The 19,574-nt window shown below is 39.6% G+C and carries 25 protein-coding genes and 1 pseudogene; all 26 read left to right on the forward strand.

Features of this window, described 5'->3' with window-relative positions; all coding sequences use genetic code 11:
• Window positions 1-39 precede the first annotated feature (39 nt).
• The 26 genes and pseudogenes from fusA to rpsH all read left to right on the forward strand — a co-directional run bounded on the left by fusA (window position 40) and on the right by rpsH (window position 19,573).
• Window positions 40-2,124, forward strand: a complete 2,085-nt coding sequence (gene fusA / locus AB3H90_RS12775) for an elongation factor G (protein ID WP_010720460.1) — start codon at window positions 40-42, stop codon at window positions 2,122-2,124.
• Between the two features lie 171 nt (window positions 2,125-2,295).
• Window positions 2,296-3,483 (forward strand): elongation factor Tu, encoded by a 1,188-nt coding sequence (tuf, locus tag AB3H90_RS12780; RefSeq protein ID WP_010720459.1) that lies wholly within the window; start codon window positions 2,296-2,298, stop codon window positions 3,481-3,483.
• Between the two features lie 352 nt (window positions 3,484-3,835).
• Window positions 3,836-4,672: a PRD domain-containing protein gene (locus tag AB3H90_RS12785; protein ID WP_010736794.1), complete on the forward strand. Its 837-nt coding sequence runs from the start codon at window positions 3,836-3,838 to the stop codon at window positions 4,670-4,672.
• 9 nt (window positions 4,673-4,681) lie between these two features.
• Window positions 4,682-6,658, forward strand: a complete 1,977-nt coding sequence (nagE, locus tag AB3H90_RS12790) for an N-acetylglucosamine-specific PTS transporter subunit IIBC (protein ID WP_368016833.1) — start codon at window positions 4,682-4,684, stop codon at window positions 6,656-6,658.
• Window positions 6,659-6,900: 242 nt separating this feature from the next.
• Complete coding sequence (locus AB3H90_RS12795) at window positions 6,901-8,370, forward strand: PRD domain-containing protein (protein WP_063626396.1); 1,470 nt, start codon at window positions 6,901-6,903, stop codon at window positions 8,368-8,370.
• A gap of 1 nt (window position 8,371) precedes the next feature.
• Window positions 8,372-8,860, forward strand: coding sequence for a PTS sugar transporter subunit IIA (locus tag AB3H90_RS12800; protein ID WP_010720455.1), 489 nt, complete (start codon window positions 8,372-8,374; stop codon window positions 8,858-8,860).
• Between the two features lie 20 nt (window positions 8,861-8,880).
• Window positions 8,881-9,195 (forward strand): annotated as a pseudogene (locus AB3H90_RS12805) (PTS fructose transporter subunit IIB).
• A gap of 15 nt (window positions 9,196-9,210) precedes the next feature.
• Window positions 9,211-10,293, forward strand: coding sequence for a PTS fructose transporter subunit IIC (locus AB3H90_RS12810; RefSeq protein ID WP_126342725.1), 1,083 nt, complete (start codon window positions 9,211-9,213; stop codon window positions 10,291-10,293).
• A 24-nt stretch (window positions 10,294-10,317) separates the two neighbouring features.
• A complete protein-coding gene (locus AB3H90_RS12815; protein ID WP_010720452.1) occupies window positions 10,318-11,169 on the forward strand; it encodes a class II fructose-bisphosphate aldolase in 852 nt (283 codons plus the stop codon).
• A gap of 18 nt (window positions 11,170-11,187) precedes the next feature.
• On the forward strand, window positions 11,188-12,087 hold the full coding sequence (locus AB3H90_RS12820) for a ketose-bisphosphate aldolase (protein WP_010720451.1): 900 nt from the start codon (window positions 11,188-11,190) through the stop codon (window positions 12,085-12,087).
• A 459-nt stretch (window positions 12,088-12,546) separates the two neighbouring features.
• On the forward strand, window positions 12,547-12,855 hold the full coding sequence (rpsJ, locus tag AB3H90_RS12825) for a 30S ribosomal protein S10 (protein ID WP_010720450.1): 309 nt from the start codon (window positions 12,547-12,549) through the stop codon (window positions 12,853-12,855).
• A 30-nt stretch (window positions 12,856-12,885) separates the two neighbouring features.
• Entirely contained in the window at window positions 12,886-13,515 is a 630-nt protein-coding gene (gene rplC, locus AB3H90_RS12830; protein WP_002290445.1) for a 50S ribosomal protein L3, read from the forward strand.
• 27 nt (window positions 13,516-13,542) lie between these two features.
• A complete protein-coding gene (gene rplD / locus AB3H90_RS12835; RefSeq protein WP_010720449.1) occupies window positions 13,543-14,166 on the forward strand; it encodes a 50S ribosomal protein L4 in 624 nt (207 codons plus the stop codon).
• Window positions 14,166-14,456 carry a 50S ribosomal protein L23 gene (gene rplW / locus AB3H90_RS12840; RefSeq protein WP_002290449.1) on the forward strand — a complete coding sequence of 97 codons (291 nt, stop codon included), beginning with the start codon at window positions 14,166-14,168 and terminating at the stop codon, window positions 14,454-14,456. Before rplD ends, rplW begins: the two co-directional genes overlap by 1 nt.
• Before the next feature lie 39 nt (window positions 14,457-14,495).
• Window positions 14,496-15,329 carry a 50S ribosomal protein L2 gene (gene rplB, locus AB3H90_RS12845; RefSeq protein ID WP_010720448.1) on the forward strand — a complete coding sequence of 278 codons (834 nt, stop codon included), beginning with the start codon at window positions 14,496-14,498 and terminating at the stop codon, window positions 15,327-15,329.
• A 42-nt stretch (window positions 15,330-15,371) separates the two neighbouring features.
• A complete protein-coding gene (gene rpsS / locus AB3H90_RS12850) occupies window positions 15,372-15,650 on the forward strand; it encodes a 30S ribosomal protein S19 (RefSeq protein WP_010720447.1) in 279 nt (92 codons plus the stop codon).
• A 21-nt stretch (window positions 15,651-15,671) separates the two neighbouring features.
• Window positions 15,672-16,019: a 50S ribosomal protein L22 gene (gene rplV / locus AB3H90_RS12855; protein ID WP_002288657.1), complete on the forward strand. Its 348-nt coding sequence runs from the start codon at window positions 15,672-15,674 to the stop codon at window positions 16,017-16,019.
• A 13-nt stretch (window positions 16,020-16,032) separates the two neighbouring features.
• Entirely contained in the window at window positions 16,033-16,689 is a 657-nt protein-coding gene (gene rpsC, locus AB3H90_RS12860; RefSeq protein ID WP_010720446.1) for a 30S ribosomal protein S3, read from the forward strand.
• A 2-nt stretch (window positions 16,690-16,691) separates the two neighbouring features.
• Window positions 16,692-17,126: a 50S ribosomal protein L16 gene (gene rplP / locus AB3H90_RS12865; RefSeq protein WP_010720445.1), complete on the forward strand. Its 435-nt coding sequence runs from the start codon at window positions 16,692-16,694 to the stop codon at window positions 17,124-17,126.
• On the forward strand, window positions 17,116-17,304 hold the full coding sequence (gene rpmC / locus AB3H90_RS12870; RefSeq protein ID WP_002288664.1) for a 50S ribosomal protein L29: 189 nt from the start codon (window positions 17,116-17,118) through the stop codon (window positions 17,302-17,304). The genes rplP and rpmC overlap by 11 nt, the downstream gene beginning before the upstream one ends.
• 24 nt (window positions 17,305-17,328) lie before the next feature.
• Entirely contained in the window at window positions 17,329-17,595 is a 267-nt protein-coding gene (rpsQ, locus tag AB3H90_RS12875) for a 30S ribosomal protein S17 (RefSeq protein WP_010720444.1), read from the forward strand.
• A gap of 57 nt (window positions 17,596-17,652) precedes the next feature.
• Window positions 17,653-18,021: a 50S ribosomal protein L14 gene (rplN, locus tag AB3H90_RS12880; RefSeq protein ID WP_002288669.1), complete on the forward strand. Its 369-nt coding sequence runs from the start codon at window positions 17,653-17,655 to the stop codon at window positions 18,019-18,021.
• Window positions 18,022-18,057: 36 nt separating this feature from the next.
• The gene (gene rplX / locus AB3H90_RS12885) at window positions 18,058-18,369 is read left to right on the forward strand and encodes a 50S ribosomal protein L24 (protein ID WP_010720443.1); all 312 of its coding nucleotides are present in this window, start codon (window positions 18,058-18,060) and stop codon (window positions 18,367-18,369) included.
• 25 nt (window positions 18,370-18,394) lie between these two features.
• Window positions 18,395-18,934 carry a 50S ribosomal protein L5 gene (gene rplE / locus AB3H90_RS12890; protein ID WP_002288671.1) on the forward strand — a complete coding sequence of 180 codons (540 nt, stop codon included), beginning with the start codon at window positions 18,395-18,397 and terminating at the stop codon, window positions 18,932-18,934.
• 18 nt (window positions 18,935-18,952) lie between these two features.
• Window positions 18,953-19,138: a type Z 30S ribosomal protein S14 gene (locus AB3H90_RS12895; RefSeq protein ID WP_002356214.1), complete on the forward strand. Its 186-nt coding sequence runs from the start codon at window positions 18,953-18,955 to the stop codon at window positions 19,136-19,138.
• A gap of 36 nt (window positions 19,139-19,174) precedes the next feature.
• The gene (gene rpsH / locus AB3H90_RS12900) at window positions 19,175-19,573 is read left to right on the forward strand and encodes a 30S ribosomal protein S8 (protein WP_002288675.1); all 399 of its coding nucleotides are present in this window, start codon (window positions 19,175-19,177) and stop codon (window positions 19,571-19,573) included.
• The last annotated feature ends 1 nt before the right edge of the window (window position 19,574 follow it).

Here is a 19,574-nt window from a genome sequence, read left to right on the forward strand (position 1 = left end):
CAATTTACAATCGATTTAAATAAAGAGAGGAGTAAGAAAATGGCAAGAGAATTTTCGCTAGAAAAAACTCGTAATATTGGTATCATGGCTCACGTTGATGCAGGTAAAACTACAACAACAGAGCGTATCTTGTACTATACTGGTAAAATCCATAAAATTGGTGAAACCCACGAAGGAGCTTCACAAATGGACTGGATGGAACAAGAACAAGAACGTGGTATCACAATTACATCTGCTGCGACTACAGCGCAGTGGAAAGGTTACCGTGTAAACATCATCGACACACCAGGACACGTAGACTTCACAATTGAAGTTCAACGTTCTCTACGTGTATTAGATGGTGCGGTAACTGTACTTGACTCACAGTCAGGTGTTGAACCTCAAACTGAAACAGTTTGGCGTCAAGCAACTGAGTACCGAGTGCCTCGTATCGTATTCTGTAACAAAATGGATAAAATCGGTGCGGACTTCTTGTACTCAGTAAAATCATTGCATGATCGTTTGCAAGCAAACGCGCATCCAATTCAATTGCCAATCGGTGCTGAAGAAAACTTCACTGGTATCATCGACTTGGTTAAAATGAAAGCTGAAATCTATACAAATGACTTAGGAACAGATATTCAAGAAACTGAAATTCCTGAAGAATATTTAGAACAAGCTCAAGAATGGCGCGAAAAATTAGTCGAAGCTGTTGCTGAAACAGACGAAGAACTAATGATGAAATATCTTGAAGGTGAAGAAATCACACAAGAAGAATTGATTGCTGGTATCCGCCGTGCAACAATTAATGTTGAATTCTTCCCTGTATTAGCTGGTTCAGCGTTCAAGAACAAAGGGGTTCAATTAATGTTGGATGCCGTTCTTGATTACTTGCCTTCTCCAGTTGATATCGAAGCAATCAAAGGGATCGATACAAAAACAGACGAAGAAACAACACGTCCAGCTGACGATGAAGCTCCTTTTGCTTCATTAGCGTTTAAAGTAATGACTGACCCATTCGTAGGTCGTCTAACTTTCTTCCGTGTTTATTCTGGTGTCCTTGAAAGTGGTTCATATGTATTGAACGCTTCTAAAGGCAAAAAAGAACGTATCGGACGTATTCTACAAATGCACGCCAACACTCGTCAAGAAATTGATAAAGTGTACTCAGGTGATATCGCCGCTGCTGTTGGATTGAAAGATACAACAACTGGGGATACATTATGTGCATTAGACTCACCGGTTATTCTTGAGTCAATCGAATTCCCTGACCCAGTTATCCAAGTTGCTGTTGAACCTAAATCAAAAGCAGACCAAGATAAAATGGGTGTTGCGTTGCAAAAACTTGCTGAAGAAGATCCTTCATTCCGAGTTGAAACAAACGTTGAAACTGGTGAAACTGTTATCTCAGGTATGGGTGAGTTGCACTTAGACGTTTTAGTAGACCGTATGAAACGTGAATTTAAAGTTGAAGCAAACGTTGGTGCTCCACAAGTTTCATACCGTGAAACATTCCGTGAAGCAACAAAAGCTGAAGGTAAATTCGTACGTCAGTCTGGTGGTAAAGGTCAATACGGTCACGTATGGGTTGAATTTACACCAAACGAAGAAGGTAAAGGCTTCGAATTTGAAAATGCAATCGTCGGTGGGGTCGTTCCTCGTGAATACATCCCTGCTGTTGAAAAAGGACTAGAAGAATCTATGAATAACGGTGTTCTTGCTGGCTATCCATTAGTGGATATCAAAGCAAAACTTTACGATGGTTCATACCATGACGTCGATTCAAATGAAACAGCCTTCCGTGTTGCTGCATCTATGGCTTTAAGAGCTGCTGCAAAACACGCACGTCCTGTTATTTTAGAACCAATGATGAAAGTAACGATTACTGTTCCAGAAGATTACTTAGGTGATATCATGGGACACGTAACTAGCCGACGCGGTCGCGTTGAAGGTATGGAAGCACATGGTAACTCACAAATCGTTAATGCGATTGTTCCATTGGCTGAAATGTTTGGTTACGCAACAACATTGCGTTCAGCAACTCAAGGACGCGGTACATTTATGATGGTATTTGACCACTATGAAGATGTTCCTAAATCAGTCCAAGAAGAAATCATTAAGAAAAACGGCGGTAAAGCTGAATAATTTCTTAAAACAAGATCGTCTGTTTGACAGATTATCTAAAGAGACTGTATTTTTAATATAGTTTCGTGTAAAATAATTATCGATGATATGGGCATGTGATAGACTTTTGGTTTATCACATACCTATCAGACAAATAAAAAATATATTGTATTTTTAGGAGGACATTTTAAAATGGCAAAAGAAAAATTTGACCGTTCTAAACCACACGTTAACATTGGTACAATCGGACACGTTGACCACGGTAAAACAACTTTAACAGCAGCAATCACAACTGTACTATCTAAGAAAAACGGCGGCCAAGCTATGGCTTACGATCAAATCGATGGTGCTCCAGAAGAACGCGAACGCGGAATCACAATTTCAACAGCTCACGTTGAGTACGAAACTGACACTCGTCACTACGCTCACGTTGACTGCCCAGGACACGCGGACTACGTTAAAAACATGATCACTGGTGCTGCTCAAATGGACGGAGCTATCTTAGTAGTATCTGCTGCTGATGGTCCTATGCCTCAAACTCGTGAACATATCCTATTATCTCGTCAAGTTGGTGTTCCATACATCGTTGTATTCTTGAACAAAGTAGATATGGTTGACGACGAAGAATTACTAGAATTAGTTGAAATGGAAGTTCGTGACTTATTAACAGAATACGAATTCCCTGGTGACGATGTTCCTGTAGTTGCTGGTTCAGCTTTGAAAGCTTTAGAAGGCGACGCTTCATACGAAGAAAAAATCCTTGAATTGATGGCTGCAGTTGACGAATATATCCCAACTCCAGAACGTGACAACGACAAACCATTCATGATGCCAGTCGAAGACGTATTCTCAATCACTGGTCGTGGTACTGTTGCTACAGGTCGTGTTGAACGTGGACAAGTTCGCGTTGGTGACGTTGTAGATATCGTTGGTATCGCAGAAGAAACAGCTCAAACAACAGTTACTGGTGTTGAAATGTTCCGTAAATTATTAGACTACGCTGAAGCTGGAGACAACATTGGTGCTTTACTACGTGGTGTTGCACGTGAAGACATCCAACGTGGACAAGTTTTAGCTAAACCAGGTACAATCACACCTCATACAAAATTCTCTGCAGAAGTATACGTGTTGACAAAAGAAGAAGGTGGACGTCATACTCCATTCTTCACTAACTACCGTCCACAATTCTACTTCCGTACAACTGACGTAACAGGTGTTGTTGAATTACCAGAAGGAACTGAAATGGTTATGCCTGGCGACAACGTAACAATGGAAGTTGAATTAATCCACCCAATCGCTATCGAAAACGGTACTAAATTCTCAATCCGTGAAGGCGGACGTACAGTTGGTGCCGGTGTCGTTACTGAAATCAAAGCTTAATCTTTGATCAACTGAATTGTAAGCAACATTGTATTCGGACAATAAAAAGTCATGGTGTCATTAGACATCATGGCTTTTTTTATGGCTTATTTTAAACTTTATTGAGTAAATGAAAGCATTTTGTTTGACAAAAGGAAAAAAAGATGTTGACAAAAAAACGTTCCCTCGATAAAATTAAAGCGTTAACATATTTATTTTTCATGTGACTAGATCATACTAGGCATGGGAAGATTCCGTCGATAAGGAGACTTTGGTGGAATTTTTCTATGCTTTTTTGTTGTCAAGCTTAAGATTGATAAAGGATGATTGGTCCATGAAGTAACTTTAATTCTGCAGAAAAAGGGTTATTATTATGAAAATCAAAAAGATTTTTAATCAAAATGCGGTCTTAGTCGATGACGATGGACAAGAAAAGGTCGCAATTGGTAAAGGTGTTGGATTCGATAAAAAGCGCAATGACTTGATTTTTCATCGAGAAATTGAGCGGATGTTTGTGATGGAGCCAGAAAGTCAAATGAAATTACAAAGTTTGCTGAATCAAATTGACGAAAAGTTTCTTTTTGCCGCTGAACACATCATTGATCATGCAGAAACAGTTTTAATGAAAAAGCTGAACGAGCATGTGTTGATTGCGTTAACGGATCATATTGCTTTTGCTGCTGAAAATATTCGTAATGGAATTGTTATTCGAAATAAATTACTGCGAGAAATCGAGGCGCTGTACCACGAAGAATTTAGTATTGCGCAATGGGCAGTTGATTATTTGAATCACACTTTAGCTATTCCTTATACATATGATGAAGCGGGTTATATAGCGATACATATCCATAGTGGTCATAGCGGACAAACTAGTAATCATCGTAGCATTCGCGAAGTCACGATCGTGTCGGAAATTATCCAGTTGATTGAAAAAGAGCTGAGGATCGATATCCATTCCGAACAAATGGCACTGAATTATTCTCGTTTAGCAAACCATCTTCGGTTGTTGATCCAACGGTATCACAATCAGCAGTATGCGGTCTTAGACGAGGAGATTATTGAGATAGTCAAACGAAAATATTCAGGAAGTTATGCAGTCGCAAAAAAAATTCGAGTACTTTTAACTAAACAATATCAAATGTCTATTACAAGCGAAGAACTTGGTTATTTAGTTATTCATATCGAACGCTTGCGAGGGACAACAGAATAGGAGAACAAAATGAAAACATACTTACAACGAATGGGACGTTCCTTGATGTTACCAGTAGCAACCCTACCAGTAGCTGCTTTATTCATGGGGATTGGTTATTGGATCGATCCGACTGGTTGGGGTGGCAATAACATTTTTGCCGCTTTTATGATCAAAGCTGGAGGAACAGTCTTAGATAATTTAGGAATCATTTTTGCTGTTGGGTTAGCATTGGGGATGTCTAAGGACAAAGATGGTTCATCAGCATTGGCAGGATTGATCGCCTTTTTAGCACCAGTCACATTAGTCAATAGTGCTTCTGTCGCATTGTTTACTAAAGTGGATGTTGAAAAAGTGAATATCGCTTTTGATGCAATCAATAATAAAAATGTATTTATTGGAATTTTGGCAGGCTTAGTCGCTGGTGCGATGTATAATCGCTTCAGCGGAGTTAAATTGCCAATGGCGTTATCTTTCTTTAGTGGAAAACGAGCAGTACCGATCGTAACAGCTGGTTTAATGGCAATTATTTCTGCTTTATTGATTTTTGTTTGGCCACCAGTTTATGATACATTGGTTAGTTTCGGTAAATTGATCTCTGGAATGGGCGCGTTAGGTGCTGGTCTATATGGCTTCTTCAACCGTTTGCTGATTCCAACTGGTTTACACCATGCACTTAACAATGTTTTTTGGTTCAATTTAGCTGGAATTGATGATATCGGTAAATTCTGGGCAAGTGAAGGGGTAAAAGGAGTCACTGGTATGTATCAAGCTGGTTTCTTCCCGGTCATGATGTTTGGGTTACCTGCTGGTGCACTTGCTATCTATCAATGTGCGCGACCAGAAAAGAAAAAAATGACTGCATCTTTGATGTTAGCTGCCGCTTTCGCTTCTTTCTTTACAGGAGTGACTGAACCGTTAGAATTTTCATTTATGTTTGTCGCTTGGCCATTGTACGTCGTTCATGCTGCTTTAACAGGGATTTCGATGTTTATCGCAGCAACCTTCCATTGGACAGCGGGCTTTAATTTTAGCGCCGGCTTTATTGATTTCTTCTTAAGCTTACGTGTACCTATTGCCAATCAACCATTAATGCTATTGGTATTAGGCTTGGCGATGGGTGTGATTTATTACTTTACATTTTTATTTGTCATCAAAAAATTCAATTTGATGACGCCGGGGCGTGAAGAAGATACTGGAGTTGCAGAAAATGGGGAAGTAGGAACAGTGCCAACTGGTGACAATCGATTTGCCACGCTAGCTAATCAACTTTATCAAGCATTAGGTGGTGCAGCGAATGTTGTTTCCATTGACAATTGCACGACACGTTTACGCTTGTATGTAAAAGATACGGCAGAAGTTGATCAAGGGGAAATCAAAGCGACTGGCGTTCCAGGTCTGAAAGTAATTGATGCCAAAAATATTCAAGTGATCGTTGGAACGGAAGTCCAATTTGTTGCAGATGAAATGAAAAAAATTCATGGAAGTAGCGGCAAAGGAACTGCTCAGTCCACGCCGACTGTGACAACCAAAACAGTCGTTGATCCACAAAACCAAGATATTTTTGCGGTAGCAAATGGGAAGCTAATGCCAATCACAGAAGTGGCAGATGATGTCTTTTCACAAAAAATGATGGGAGACGGGTTTGCGGTTCTACCAACGAATGGCGAAGTGTTTGCTCCAATCGCTGGTACGATTATCAATATTTTTCCAACGAAACATGCAGTTGGTATCAAAACGGAATCAGGAATTGAAGTTCTCTTGCATATGGGGATCGATACCGTGAACTTAAAAGGAGCGCCTTTTACGATCTACGTTGAAGAGGGACAAAAGGTCGCACGTGGTCAATTAATTGCAACCATGGACTTGGTGGCACTACAATCGGCAAACAAACAATCAGATCTGATCGTTGCTTTTACCAATGGTGAAAAAGTGGCGAAGCTAACGATGGATGCTAGTGGGGTAGTTAAAGCAAATGCTGTGATTGGTCATGTTAAGAGTAATTAAGGAAGAAAACTACTGACACCAATCAATAGTTGCTTATTTTCATCGTTTCGTCTATTCATCACTTTTATGTACTCTGATGTATCGTGTAAAACATCGAAGACAGGTTTTTGCCTGCTTCGGTGTTTTTTTGTCTTTTTTGCTACTTTTTTGTAAGCGCTTTTAAAAATGTCCAGAGTAATGGACAGAACAAAAAATGAGTTGTCAGAAAATTCCGTTATAGTATAAACAAGGAGGTTGAACAAATGCAGCTAAGCAAAAGAGAGAAAGAAATGGTCGAATACTTTGTTAAACATGGCTTATCCCTTACAGCTCAGGAGTTAGCTGAATTTGCCCATGTTTCTACGAAAACGGTCTACCGTACGATTAAAAAGATAAATGATGTGTCTGAAAACGGGGAAATCATTTTGGCAGAGGCAGGCAAAGGATTTCGGTTAGACTACGATAAATATTTAAATGTGAGTGCAACGCATAATGAAAGTCGAACGAGTCAAGGACCTTTGGAAAGAAGAAATGCGATTTTGCTTAATTTGTTGTTTAAGGCACCCAAGAAGTTATTAATCAATGAATTGTTCCATCCGTATTATGTGAGTGATCCGGTAATTAGTAATGATTTGGCTAAGATCAGTTTATTTTTAATGAAAAACCACCTCCAACTTAAACGACAAGGTACCCGAATTGGTATCGAAGGAACAGAAAAACATATTCGTAAAGTAGTGAATATGCTATTAAGTATCCATTTATTGGAAGATAAAAAAGTGGTTCCTAGTCACCCAATGATCAGCTCATTTGATATCAATTTTATTACTTCGATCGTTGAGTTTATCGAACAAAAACTAGTCAGTCGAATTGCCTATCCATATGCAATGAATATTTTTTCTCATATTTATATCTTAGTCAAACGCTTCCGTGAAGGGGTCGTGTATTTAGAAGAAGATACGTGGGATTTAGATGAAGAAGATCAGGCGCTGATCCATTATAACCAGGAACTGTACCAACTATCAAAGCAAGTCATGCTCAAATTAGGTCAATATTTAAATACGACTCTCCCTGAAAGTGAAACTTTTTATCTTTTTCAATACTTGATTTCCTCCAGGATCGAAAATGGTTCGATTAAACATCAAAATATCTCAAATGAAGCTGAAGAAATCACCCGTTTTTTTTCTGCTACGATGAGCCGTCTCATGGGAGTGGCAATTGACCAAGAAAGAAACCGACATGATTTGTATAGTCACATTCAGCCGCTATTGTATCGATTAAAACATGAGATCACAATCAAAAATGATTTATTGCACGACATTGAATTAGAGTACCAGGAAACGTTTCAATTAGTAGAATTTGTCAGTAAAATGGTCCAAAAAAAATTTCATACAAACCATATATCCAAAGATGAAATTGGATTTTTAACATTATACTTTGTGAGATACAAAGAGTTAGCCCCAATAAAAAAACGTGTATTGATCATGTGTAGTAGTGGTGTTGGAACTTCAGAACTATTGAAAGTCAAAGTAAAAAAAGCCTTTCCTGAATTAGAGATTATTGCTGTTTTATCTTCTCGGCAGTACCAGAAAAATCAAGCGGAATTTAGTAAGATCGATTTGATTTTAACAACGGTTTGTTTGAATGAGCCACCGAAGATTCCCACGATATTAGTAAACTCAGTATTTACCAAGCAAGACGAAAAACGTGTGAAGCAAATGTTAGGAGAGATGTGAAATGGTTACAAAACAGGTAATGTCAGAATTTAGTATCGCAAATGTGATTACAGAAAAACTGATACGTTTAGAAATGAAAGCGAAAACAAAAAAAGAAGCGATTCTCGAATTAAGTGAATTACTAAAAGAAAACGGCATTATCAAAGATGTTGATGATTTTTCATCAGATGTCTTTCAACGGGAGAAAGAAGGAATCACAGGGATTGGAAACGGTGTGGCGATTCCCCACGGAAAATCAGCGAGTGTCATTCAGACTTCTTTGGTTGTGGGTAAAGTCGAGACCCCGATCCCTTGGGAATCATTAGATGAGCAGCCTGTAAAGGTCATTATCTTATTTGCAGTAAAAGATACAGATGCCAATACCGTTCATATCAAATTATTACAAAAAGTAGCAATGTTATTAGCAGAAGATACCATTATCGAAAAAATGAATCAGGCAACTAGTAAAACAGAATTAATGGAACTATTAGCAAAAGAACCAACTGTCTAAAAGAAAAGGAGGAAGGAAAAATGAAGATCGTCGGAGTAGCAGCCTGTACTTCAGGAATTGCACATACGTATATTGCCAAACAAAAATTAGAAAAAGCAGCAAAAGCATTAGGACATGAAGTGCACATCGAAACACAAGGAACAATTGGTACAGAAGACGAGTTATCGAAGGAGGAGATCAAGTAGGCAGATGTCGTCATTATTGCAGCAGATATCAAAATTGGTGGCAAGGAGCGGTTCGAAGGAAAAAAAGTGATTGAGATTCCTACGAACATGGTCATTAAAGCACCGAAAGGGTTGATTACTAAAATTGAAGAAGAACTCAGTAAAACATAAAAGGAGAGGAATTGGATGCTTCGTCAACTACAATTAAAAAAGCATGCACTGACAGCTATTTCATACATGTTACCAGTTGTTGTGACCGCTGGACTCTTGATCGCTATTGGGAATTTAACAGGTGGGCAAGTCATCAATGATTATCAAACGTCTTATTCTGTACCCGATGCCTTAGTTTCTCTAGGGGTTTTGGGCATGGGATTATTGGCTCCAGTGATTTCTGCAGCGATTGCCTATTCCATTGCCGATCGCCCAGGGATTGGTCCAGGTTTGTTTATGGGGTTAATTGCCAATGCCATTGGCGCAGGTTTTTTAGGTGGTATGTTAGGCGGTTACTTGGTGGGGTTCTTTGTCCTGTTATTGGTGAAATATCTCAAAGTTCCTAAGTGGGCACAAGGATTGATGCCGATGATGATCATCCCACTGTTAGCGACCCTTAGTATCGGTTTATTGATGTTTTTCGTGGTAGGTGTGCCGATTGTTTGGGCAACAGAAGCGATGACCGATTTTTTACAAGGACTACAAGGTTCTGGAAAATTCCTCTTTGGGTCAATTGTCGGTGGGATGGCTGCCTTTGATTTTGGTGGACCAGTCAATAAGGTAGCCTCATTGTTTGCTGATGGGATGCTTTTGGAAGGTGTGCAAGAACCAGAAGCTGTGAAAGTGTTAGCGTCAATGGTTCCGCCTTTCGGTGTCACCATTTCATGGGTTTTATCTAAGTTATTTCGGCAAACAAAATATTCAAAAGAAGAAGAAAACAACATTAAGATTGCTTTTCCGATGGGACTTTGCATGATTACGGAAGGCGTTATCCCCTTAGCGGCAGTTGATCCGCTTCGTGTGATCATTTCGTGTACCGCTGGTGCAGCGATTGGCGGAGGTTTGAGTATGTCGTGGGGAATTGGGTCACCAGTTCCTTCTGGTGGGGTCTTTATTATCCCAGCAATGACGGATCCGTTGAAGTTTACCTTTGCCTTATTGATTGGTTCTGCAGTTACCGGCATTCTATTGTTTGTTTTGAAAAAGGCGCCAGCTGAACACCCTGTCGTAGAGGAAGAAGAGGAAGAAGTAGATTTTTCTTCTATTAAATTATCTTAAAAACTGTAGAGAGAAGGATTTGATATGTATGTGTCAATGAAAGAGATGCTCAAAAAAGCAAATCAAGAAAACTATGCTGTCATGGCGATCAATTGCTTTAATCTAGAAACAGCTAAAGCAACGATCCAAGCTGCTGAGGAATTACATGCGCCGATCATCATAGATTTATTGCAAGATCACTTAAAGCAACACATCAATTATCATTATTTAACGAAGCCCATCATCCGCATGGCACAGGATGCCAAAGTCGAAGTAGCGATTAATCTAGATCATGGTCAAGACATCGCATTTGTCAAACAGTGCTTACAAGAAGGATTTTCCAGCGTCATGATGGATGCTTCGATGTATCCCTTGGATCAGAATATCGAAATAACGAGAGCAATGGTTCAATTTGCCCAAACGTATGATGCGAGCGTAGAAGCAGAAGTAGGAAATATGGGGGCAGTCACAGGCGACCATTTTACAGATGATGCCATGTGTACGGACCCAGCAGAAGCAATCCGATTGATTAATGAAACGGGTGTGGACTGCTTAGCGATTTCCTATGGCTCCAGTCACGGAGATTATCCTAAAGGGTACAAACCACGTTTTCGTTTCGATATTGTCCAAGAAATAAAAGAGAAGACTCAACTTCCGTTAGTTTTACATGGGGGGTCAGGAGCGGGAAAAGACAACATTCGCCAATCCATTGAGTTAGGAATCAATAAGATTAATGTTGGTTCTGATTTTATGAAGGCGCAACAACAAAGATGCCAACAGCTTCTACAACAGGAACCAACGATCGAATACCCCACTCTCATCCAACAAACAGTCATAGCAGGAAAAGAGTTAGTTCAGCAATACATTCAACTATCAGGTTCAACCAATAAATCATAGAAATGGAGAAAATAGACGATGTTAATCAATATGAATCAAATGTTAGAAATTGCCAAAGAAAATCATTTTGCAGTAGGGGCGTTTAACGTTGCTGACAGCAACTTTTTACGAGTAGTCATTGAGGCGGCAGAAGAAAATGATGCACCCGCAATCATTGCAGTCCATCCGACAGAATTAGACTTTACCAAAGATGAGTTTTTCCAATATGCAGTGAGCCGAGCGAAAAACAGCGCTGTGCCTTTCGTTATCCATATGGATCATGGCGATAGCTTAGCAAGTATCATGCGAGGGATTCATTGTGGGTTTAGTTCAGTTATGATCGACGGCTCCTTGTTGCCATTTGAAGAAAATATTGCACTAACAAAAGAAGTGGTAGATGTTTGCCATAAGATCGGGGTTTCGGTTGAAGGCGAACTAGGAACGATTGGTAACACGGGTACTTCAGTAGAAGGCGGTGTATCGGAAGTCATTTATACGAAGCCGGAAGATGCACAGGAATTTGTGGAACGTACAGGAATCGATTCGTTAGCGGTGGCAATCGGAACCGCTCATGGTATCTATCCAAAAGATGTCAAGCCAGCATTGAAAATGGATGTTTTAACAAGTATTAAAGAAAAAGTAGCCATTCCGCTAGTTTTACATGGAGGATCTGCTAACCCAGACGAAGAAATTGCAAAAGCAGTGCAAATCGGTATTCAGAAAGTCAATATTTCATCCGACTATAAATATGCTTTTTATAAAAAGTGTCGTGAAATCTTAGCTACAACAGAGCTATGGGATCCAAATGCCATTTATCCTGAATGTATCGCAGCAGCAAAAGAAGTGGTGAAGCAAAAGATGGAACTCTTCCATTCAATCAACCAAGCAAAAGTCTATCGTCAAGCGAATATTCAACCTTGGCGACAAGAACAGAACTAAAAAAAATAATCCAAACTTTGTTTTTCAAGAAAAGTGTATGGCTTAGATCGTCTATCACTTCCGATAGTTAATAGAATAAAAAACCGTAGAAACCAACATGATTGGGGGTTCTGCGGTTTTTTTGAATAACTGAAGATAGGCGAACTACTATAGGAAGGAAGTTTAGTAGAAATAAAATGTGACATTTAAGGATAAGAGGCATCTAAAGTTATCTAAATGAAAACTTATGAAAACAAATTGTTTTTTACAGGAAAAAAGCCTTGCTTTGTGGATTTAGATATATTATAATTACAAAGGTGCGTTTACCTAAACGTAAATGTCACAGACGTGATCTATAGGATTTCGTCGGCTAAGAAACGAGAGGTTGCGACACGCCCGGACGCTTTGCCACGAACGAGCGTGACGGAAATTTTCGTGGAGCTATGTCTACTTTTCAAAATAGGCGAAGGAGGGAACAAGATGGCAAAACAAAAAATTCGTATCCGTTTAAAAGCGTATGAACACCGTATTTTAGATCAAGCGGCGGATAAAATCGTGGAAACTGCAAAAAGAACTGGAGCTAGCGTGTCTGGTCCAATTCCATTACCAACTGAACGCAGTCTTTACACAGTTATTCGTGCGACTCACAAATACAAAGATTCACGCGAACAATTCGAAATGCGTACACACAAACGTCTTATCGACATTGTGAACCCAACACCAAAAACTGTTGATGCTTTGATGAAGCTAGACTTACCATCTGGTGTTAACATCGAAATCAAACTATAATATTAAAATAAAATTAATGGAGGTGTACTCATGACCAAAGGAATCTTAGGGAAAAAAGTGGGAATGACACAAATCTTCACTGAATCTGGCGAATTAATTCCAGTAACTGTTGTAGAAGCTACTCCAAACGTAGTGCTACAAGTGAAAACAATGGAAACTGATGGCTACGAAGCTATTCAAGTTGGTTACCAAGATATGCGTGAAGTTTTATCAAACAAACCTGCGAAAGGTCATGTTGCAAAAGCAAACACGGCTCCTAAGCGCTTCATTCGTGAATTCAAAAATGTTGAGCTAGGAGAATATGAAGTAGGAAAAGAAATTACAGTAGATGTTTTCCAAGCAGGAGACATTATTGATGTAACAGGTACTACGAAAGGTAAAGGATTCCAAGGGGTTATCAAACGTCACGGCCAAAGCCGCGGACCAATGGCTCACGGTTCTCGCTACCATCGTCGTCCTGGGTCAATGGGTCCAGTTGCACCTAACCGTGTATTCAAAAACAAACGTCTTGCTGGCCGTATGGGTGGCAACCGCGTAACAATCCAAAACTTGGAAGTTGTTCGCGTTGATGCAGAAAGAAACGTTATCTTAATTAAAGGAAATGTTCCTGGAGCTAAAAAATCATTAATCACTATCAAATCAGCTGTGAAAGCTAAATAATAGTAGGAAGAAAGGAGGAACTAAGGAATGCCGAATGTAGCATTATTCAAACAAGATGGAAGCCAAAACGGTGAAATCACACTTAACGAAGAAATCTTCGGAATTGAACCAAATGAAAGTGTTGTTTACGATGCAATCGTTATGCAACGTGCGTCATTAAGACAAGGAACACATGCGGTTAAAAACCGTAGTGCTGTTCGAGGCGGTGGACGTAAACCATGGCGTCAAAAAGGAACTGGTCGTGCTCGTCAAGGATCAATCCGCTCACCACAATGGCGTGGAGGTGGCGTAGTCTTTGGACCAACACCACGTTCTTACAGCTACAAACTTCCTAAAAAAGTTCGTCGTTTAGCAATGAAATCTGTATTGTCAGAAAAAGTTGCTGAAAACAACTTGGTAGCAATCGAAGGATTAAGCTTCGATGCACCAAAAACAAAAGAATTTAAACAAGTTCTTGCTAACTTATCTATTGACTCTAAAGTATTGGTTGTTCTAGAGAATGGTAACGACTTTGCTGCTTTATCAGCACGTAACTTACCAAACGTAACTGTAGTAACTTCTGATAACGTAAGTGTTCTAGATGTTGTTTCAAATACAAAAGTGTTAGCAACACAAACTGCTCTTACTCAAATTGAGGAGGTGCTTGCATAATGAACTTACTAGACGTAATCAAACGCCCAGTGATCACTGAAAAATCAATGCTTGCCATGGATGACAAGAAATATACTTTTGAAGTGGACACTCGTGCAAACAAAACTTTAGTAAAACAAGCGGTTGAAGCTGCTTTTGACGTAAAAGTTAAAAACGTGAACATCGTGAACGTACGTGCGAAATTCAAACGTATGGGCAAATATGCAGGATATACAAAAAAACGTCGCAAAGCGATCGTTACATTGACTGAAGATTCAAAAGAAATCCAATTATTCGAAGCTGCTGAATAAGCACTTACTAGATAACTCATTAAATTAGGAGGGAAAAACGTGGCGATTAAAAAGTACAAACCTACCTCAAATGGTCGTCGTAACATGACAGGTTCTGATTTTGCTGAAATCACAACATCAACACCTGAAAAATCATTGTTACAACCATTGAAAAACCATGCTGGACGTAACAATAACGGCCGCATCACTGTACGTCACCAAGGCGGCGGACACAAACGCCAATATCGCGTGATCGACTTCAAACGTAACAAAGATAACGTTGTTGCAACTGTTCAAACGATCGAATACGATCCAAACCGTTCAGCTAACATCGCGTTAGTACACTATGAAGATGGAGTGAAAGCTTACATCTTAGCACCAAAAGGACTACAAGTTGGAATGAAACTTGTTTCAGGTCCAGATGCAGATATCAAAGTCGGAAATGCTCTTCCTTTAGAAAACATTCCAGTTGGTACTGTTATCCACAATATTGAAATGAAACCTGGTAAAGGTGGACAATTAATCCGTTCTGCTGGTACAAGTGCTCAAGTACTTGGTAAAGAAGGCAAATACGTATTGATCCGCTTAAACTCTGGTGAAGTTCGTATGATCTTAGCTGCTTGCCGTGCAACAATCGGTTCAGTAGGTAACGAACAACACGAATTGATCAACATCGGTAAAGCTGGACGCTCTCGTTGGATGCGTAAACGCCCAACTGTACGTGGTAGCGTAATGAACCCTAACGATCACCCACACGGTGGTGGTGAAGGTAAAGCTCCTATCGGACGTAAAGCACCAGTTTCTCCTTGGGGACAACCAGCACTTGGTTACAAAACTCGTGATAAAAAAGCTAAATCAGACAAACTTATTGTTCGTCGTCGTAAAAATAAATAATTTCTTTGACCATGTGTCGCACATTTTGAGAGGAGGTTCACCATGGGTCGTAGTTTAAAGAAAGGACCTTTCGTTGATGAGCATTTAATGAACAAAGTTGAAGCTCAAGCAGGGGTTGAAAAGAAAAAAGTTATCAAAACTTGGTCTCGTCGTTCGACCATTTTCCCAAGTTTTGTTGGATATACCATCGCAGTATACGATGGACGTAAACACGTACCAGTTTACATCCAAGAAGATATGGTAGGACACAAACTAGGTGAATTCGCACCAACAAGAACTTATCGTGGCCATGCTGCAGACGATAAGAAAACGAAACGCTAATTGAGGGGAGGATAAAACCAAATGGCAGAACAAATCACATCAGCTAAAGCAACTGCAAAAACAGTTCGCACTTCACCTCGAAAAGCCCGTTTAGTAATTGACCTTATCAGAGGTAAAAGTGTTGCGGATGCAATTTCAATCTTGAAATTCACACCAAACAAATCTGCTGGAATCATTGAAAAAGTATTGATGTCAGCAGTTGCGAATGCAGAAAACAATTTTGACTTAGATGTTGAAAACTTGGTAGTATCTGAAGCATTTGTTAACGAAGGACCAACAATGAAACGTTTCCGTCCACGTGCAAAAGGATCAGCTTCTCCAATCAACAAACGTACAAGTCATATCACGGTAGTCGTATCAGAAAAATAAGGAGGGATAATCAGTGGGTCAAAAAGTACATCCAATTGGAATGCGTGTAGGCATCATCCGCGACTGGGATGCTAAATGGTATGCTGAAAAAGAGTATGCAGAGTTCTTACACGAAGATTTAAGAATCCGTAAATTTATTTCAACTAAACTTGCTGATGCTGCTGTATCAACAATTGAAATCGAACGTGCTACAGGCCGTGTTAACATTTCAATTCACACAGCAAAACCAGGTATGGTTATTGGTAAAGGCGGATCTGAAGTCGAAAACCTAAGAAAAGAATTAAATAAATTAACTGGTAAAAGAATCCATATCAACATCGTGGAAATCAAAAAACCAGATCTAGATGCAAAATTAGTAGGTGAAGGAATCGCACGTCAATTAGAAAATCGTGTTGCTTTCCGTCGCGCTCAAAAACAAGCCATCCAACGTTCAATGCGTGCTGGCGCTAAAGGGATCAAAACTCAAGTATCTGGACGTCTAAACGGTGCGGACATCGCTCGTTCAGAAGGATACTCAGAAGGAACTGTTCCTCTTCACACATTACGTGCGGATATTGATTACGCATGGGAAGAAGCAGATACAACATACGGAAAACTAGGAGTTAAAGTGTGGATCTATCGTGGAGAAATTCTTCCAACTAAAAAAAACACTGAGAAAGGAGGGAAATAATCATGTTAGTACCTAAACGTGTAAAACACCGTCGTGAATTCCGCGGAAAAATGCGCGGGGAAGCCAAAGGTGGTAAAGAAGTAGCATTCGGTGAATACGGTTTGCAAGCTGTTGATTCACATTGGATCACTAACCGCCAAATCGAAGCTGCTCGTATCGCAATGACTCGTTACATGAAACGTGGTGGGAAAGTATGGATTAAAATTTTCCCTCACAAATCTTATACTGCCAAAGCAATTGGGGTACGTATGGGTTCTGGTAAAGGGGCACCTGAAGGATGGGTTGCACCAGTAAAACGTGGTAAAATCATGTTTGAAATTGCAGGCGTGTCTGAAGAAGTGGCTCGTGAAGCGTTACGTCTAGCTTCTCACAAATTACCAATGAAAACTAAGATCGTAAAACGTGAGGAAATGGGTGGTGAATCGAATGAAGGTTAAAGAAATCAGAGAATTAACCACTGCCGAAATGCTTGATCAAGAAAAACAATTAAAAGAAGAATTGTTTAATCTTAGATTCCAATTAGCAACAGGTCAATTAGAAAACACTGCACGTATTAAAGAAGTACGTAAATCGATTGCACGCATCAAAACTGTATTGCGTGAACAAGCTAAGTAATTATGGAAGGAGGCCATTAAGCGTATGACTGAAGAAAGAAATCAACGCAAAGTTTATCAAGGTCGCGTGGTATCTGACAAAATGGATAAAACCATTACAGTTTCTGTTGAAACAAAGAAAAACCACCCTATCTATGGCAAACGCATGAACTATTCTAAGAAATACAAAGTGCATGATGAAAACAACACAGCTAAAGTTGGCGACATCGTGAAAATTATGGAAACTCGTCCATTATCAGCTACAAAACGTTTCCGTTTGTTGGAAGTAGTCGAAGAAGCAGTTATTATCTAATAACACGAGATTTTCCTATATAGATTGAATGCAAAATCTGAAAGGAGGATACACAACGTGATCCAAGCAGAAAGTCGTTTAAAAGTCGCTGATAATTCAGGCGCACGTGAAATTTTGACGATCAAAGTCCTTGGTGGTTCTGGTCGTAAAACTGCTAACATCGGTGATGTGATCGTTGCTACGGTTAAACAAGCAACGCCAGGTGGGGTTGTCAAAAAAGGTGACGTCGTAAAAGCCGTTATCGTTCGAACAAAATCAGGAGCTCGTCGTACAGACGGTTCATATATTAAATTTGATGAAAATGCTGCAGTGATTATTCGTGATGATAAAAGCCCTCGTGGAACGCGTATCTTTGGGCCGGTTGCACGTGAACTACGTGAAAACAACTTCATGAAGATCGTTTCACTAGCACCAGAAGTTTTATAATCTTGAGACACTTATCAAAGGAGGTGCGAAACAGTTATGTTTGTTAAAAAAGGCGATAAAGTTAAAGTTATCACTGGAAAAGACAAAAATAAAGAAGGCGTTGTATTAGCAGCGTTTCCGAAAAAAGATAAAGTCATTGTCGAAGGTGTGAATGTTGTTAAAAAACACCAAAAACCTTCTCAAGCTGCTCCTCAAGGTGGAATTGTTGAGATGGAAGCACCAATTCATGTTTCTAACGTGATGGTGATCGACTCTACTGGCGTAGCTGGCCGAGTTGGCTACAAAGAAGTAGATGGCAAAAAAGTCCGCGTTTCTAAAAAAACCGGTGAAGTTTTAGATAATAAATAAGTTTAAGGAAGGAGGGGCTTACTGAATGAACCGCCTAAAAGAAAAATATCTTAAAGAAGTAACTCCATCATTGATGGAAAAATTTAACTATAGCTCTGTTATGCAAACACCTAAAGTTGAAAAAATCGTCATCAACATGGGTGTTGGTGATGCGGTATCAAACGCTAAAAACTTAGATAAAGCAGTTGAAGAATTAACTTTGATCACTGGACAAAAACCAATGATTACTAAAGCTAAAAAATCAATCGCTGGATTCCGTTTACGTGAAGGAATGCCAATTGGGGCAAAAGTTACCTTGCGCGGAGAAAGAATGTACGAATTTCTAGACAAATTGGTTTCAGTTTCTCTACCACGTGTACGTGACTTCCATGGTGTAAGTAAAAAAGCCTTTGACGGTCGTGGAAACTATACTTTAGGTATTAAAGAACAATTGATCTTCCCAGAAGTAGATTACGATTTAGTAGATAAAGTACGTGGTATGGACATCGTTATTGTAACGACAGCTAACTCAGATGAAGAATCTCGTGAGTTGTTGACACAATTAGGCATGCCATTCCAAAAATAATTAAAGGAGGCGAACTACGTGGCTAAAAAATCAATGATTGCTAAAAACAAACGCCCTGCAAAACATTCAACACAAGCTTACACTCGTTGCGAACGTTGCGGACGTCCACATTCAGTTTATCGTAAGTTCCATCTTTGCCGTATTTGCTTCCGCGAACTTGCCTATAAAGGTCAAATTCCCGGCGTGAAGAAAGCTAGCTGGTAAAAAAGTAAATTCGCATAAGAAGGAGGTAAAAGATCAATGGTCATGACAGATCCAATTGCAGATTTTCTAACTCGTATCCGTAACGCAAACATGGTTAAACATGAGTCTTTAGAAGTTCCTGCATCAAAAATTAAACGTGACATCGCTGAAATCTTAAAACGTGAAGGTTTCGTTCGTGATGTTGAATATATCGAAGATGACAAACAAGGCGTGATCCGTGTTTTCCTAAAATTTGGTAAAAACGGCGAACGTGTTATCACTAACTTAAAACGTATCTCTAAACCAGGTTTGCGTGCTTATGTCAAAGCTGACGAAGTACCAAAAGTATTGAACGGTTTAGGTATCGCAATCATTTCGACTTCTGAAGGTGTTGTTACTGATAAAGAAGCTCGTGAAAAAAATATCGGCGGCGAAGTTATCGCTTACGTATGGTAAT

It is taken from the genome of Enterococcus sp. C63 (genome assembly GCF_040887215.1).
Classification (GTDB): domain Bacteria; phylum Bacillota; class Bacilli; order Lactobacillales; family Enterococcaceae; genus Enterococcus_B; species Enterococcus_B hirae.

Bases quoted from the DNA above. Each gene is read 5' to 3' on its own strand.
- fusA (WP_010720460.1), top strand. From the start codon at position 40: ATGGCAAGAGAATTTTCGCTAGAAAAAACTCGTAATATTGGTATCATG.
- tuf (WP_010720459.1), top strand. From the start codon at position 2,296: ATGGCAAAAGAAAAATTTGACCGTTCTAAACCACACGTTAACATTGGT.
- AB3H90_RS12785 (WP_010736794.1), top strand. From the start codon at position 3,836: ATGAAAATCAAAAAGATTTTTAATCAAAATGCGGTCTTAGTCGATGAC.
- nagE (WP_368016833.1), top strand. From the start codon at position 4,682: ATGAAAACATACTTACAACGAATGGGACGTTCCTTGATGTTACCAGTA.
- AB3H90_RS12795 (WP_063626396.1), top strand. From the start codon at position 6,901: ATGCAGCTAAGCAAAAGAGAGAAAGAAATGGTCGAATACTTTGTTAAA.
- AB3H90_RS12800 (WP_010720455.1), top strand. From the start codon at position 8,372: ATGGTTACAAAACAGGTAATGTCAGAATTTAGTATCGCAAATGTGATT.
- AB3H90_RS12810 (WP_126342725.1), top strand. From the start codon at position 9,211: ATGCTTCGTCAACTACAATTAAAAAAGCATGCACTGACAGCTATTTCA.
- AB3H90_RS12815 (WP_010720452.1), top strand. From the start codon at position 10,318: ATGTATGTGTCAATGAAAGAGATGCTCAAAAAAGCAAATCAAGAAAAC.
- AB3H90_RS12820 (WP_010720451.1), top strand. From the start codon at position 11,188: ATGTTAATCAATATGAATCAAATGTTAGAAATTGCCAAAGAAAATCAT.
- rpsJ (WP_010720450.1), top strand. From the start codon at position 12,547: ATGGCAAAACAAAAAATTCGTATCCGTTTAAAAGCGTATGAACACCGT.
- rplC (WP_002290445.1), top strand. From the start codon at position 12,886: ATGACCAAAGGAATCTTAGGGAAAAAAGTGGGAATGACACAAATCTTC.
- rplD (WP_010720449.1), top strand. From the start codon at position 13,543: ATGCCGAATGTAGCATTATTCAAACAAGATGGAAGCCAAAACGGTGAA.
- rplW (WP_002290449.1), top strand. From the start codon at position 14,166: ATGAACTTACTAGACGTAATCAAACGCCCAGTGATCACTGAAAAATCA.
- rpsS (WP_010720447.1), top strand. From the start codon at position 15,372: ATGGGTCGTAGTTTAAAGAAAGGACCTTTCGTTGATGAGCATTTAATG.
- rplV (WP_002288657.1), top strand. From the start codon at position 15,672: ATGGCAGAACAAATCACATCAGCTAAAGCAACTGCAAAAACAGTTCGC.
- rplP (WP_010720445.1), top strand. From the start codon at position 16,692: ATGTTAGTACCTAAACGTGTAAAACACCGTCGTGAATTCCGCGGAAAA.
- rpmC (WP_002288664.1), top strand. From the start codon at position 17,116: ATGAAGGTTAAAGAAATCAGAGAATTAACCACTGCCGAAATGCTTGAT.
- rpsQ (WP_010720444.1), top strand. From the start codon at position 17,329: ATGACTGAAGAAAGAAATCAACGCAAAGTTTATCAAGGTCGCGTGGTA.
- rplX (WP_010720443.1), top strand. From the start codon at position 18,058: ATGTTTGTTAAAAAAGGCGATAAAGTTAAAGTTATCACTGGAAAAGAC.
- rplE (WP_002288671.1), top strand. From the start codon at position 18,395: ATGAACCGCCTAAAAGAAAAATATCTTAAAGAAGTAACTCCATCATTG.
- rpsH (WP_002288675.1), top strand. From the start codon at position 19,175: ATGGTCATGACAGATCCAATTGCAGATTTTCTAACTCGTATCCGTAAC.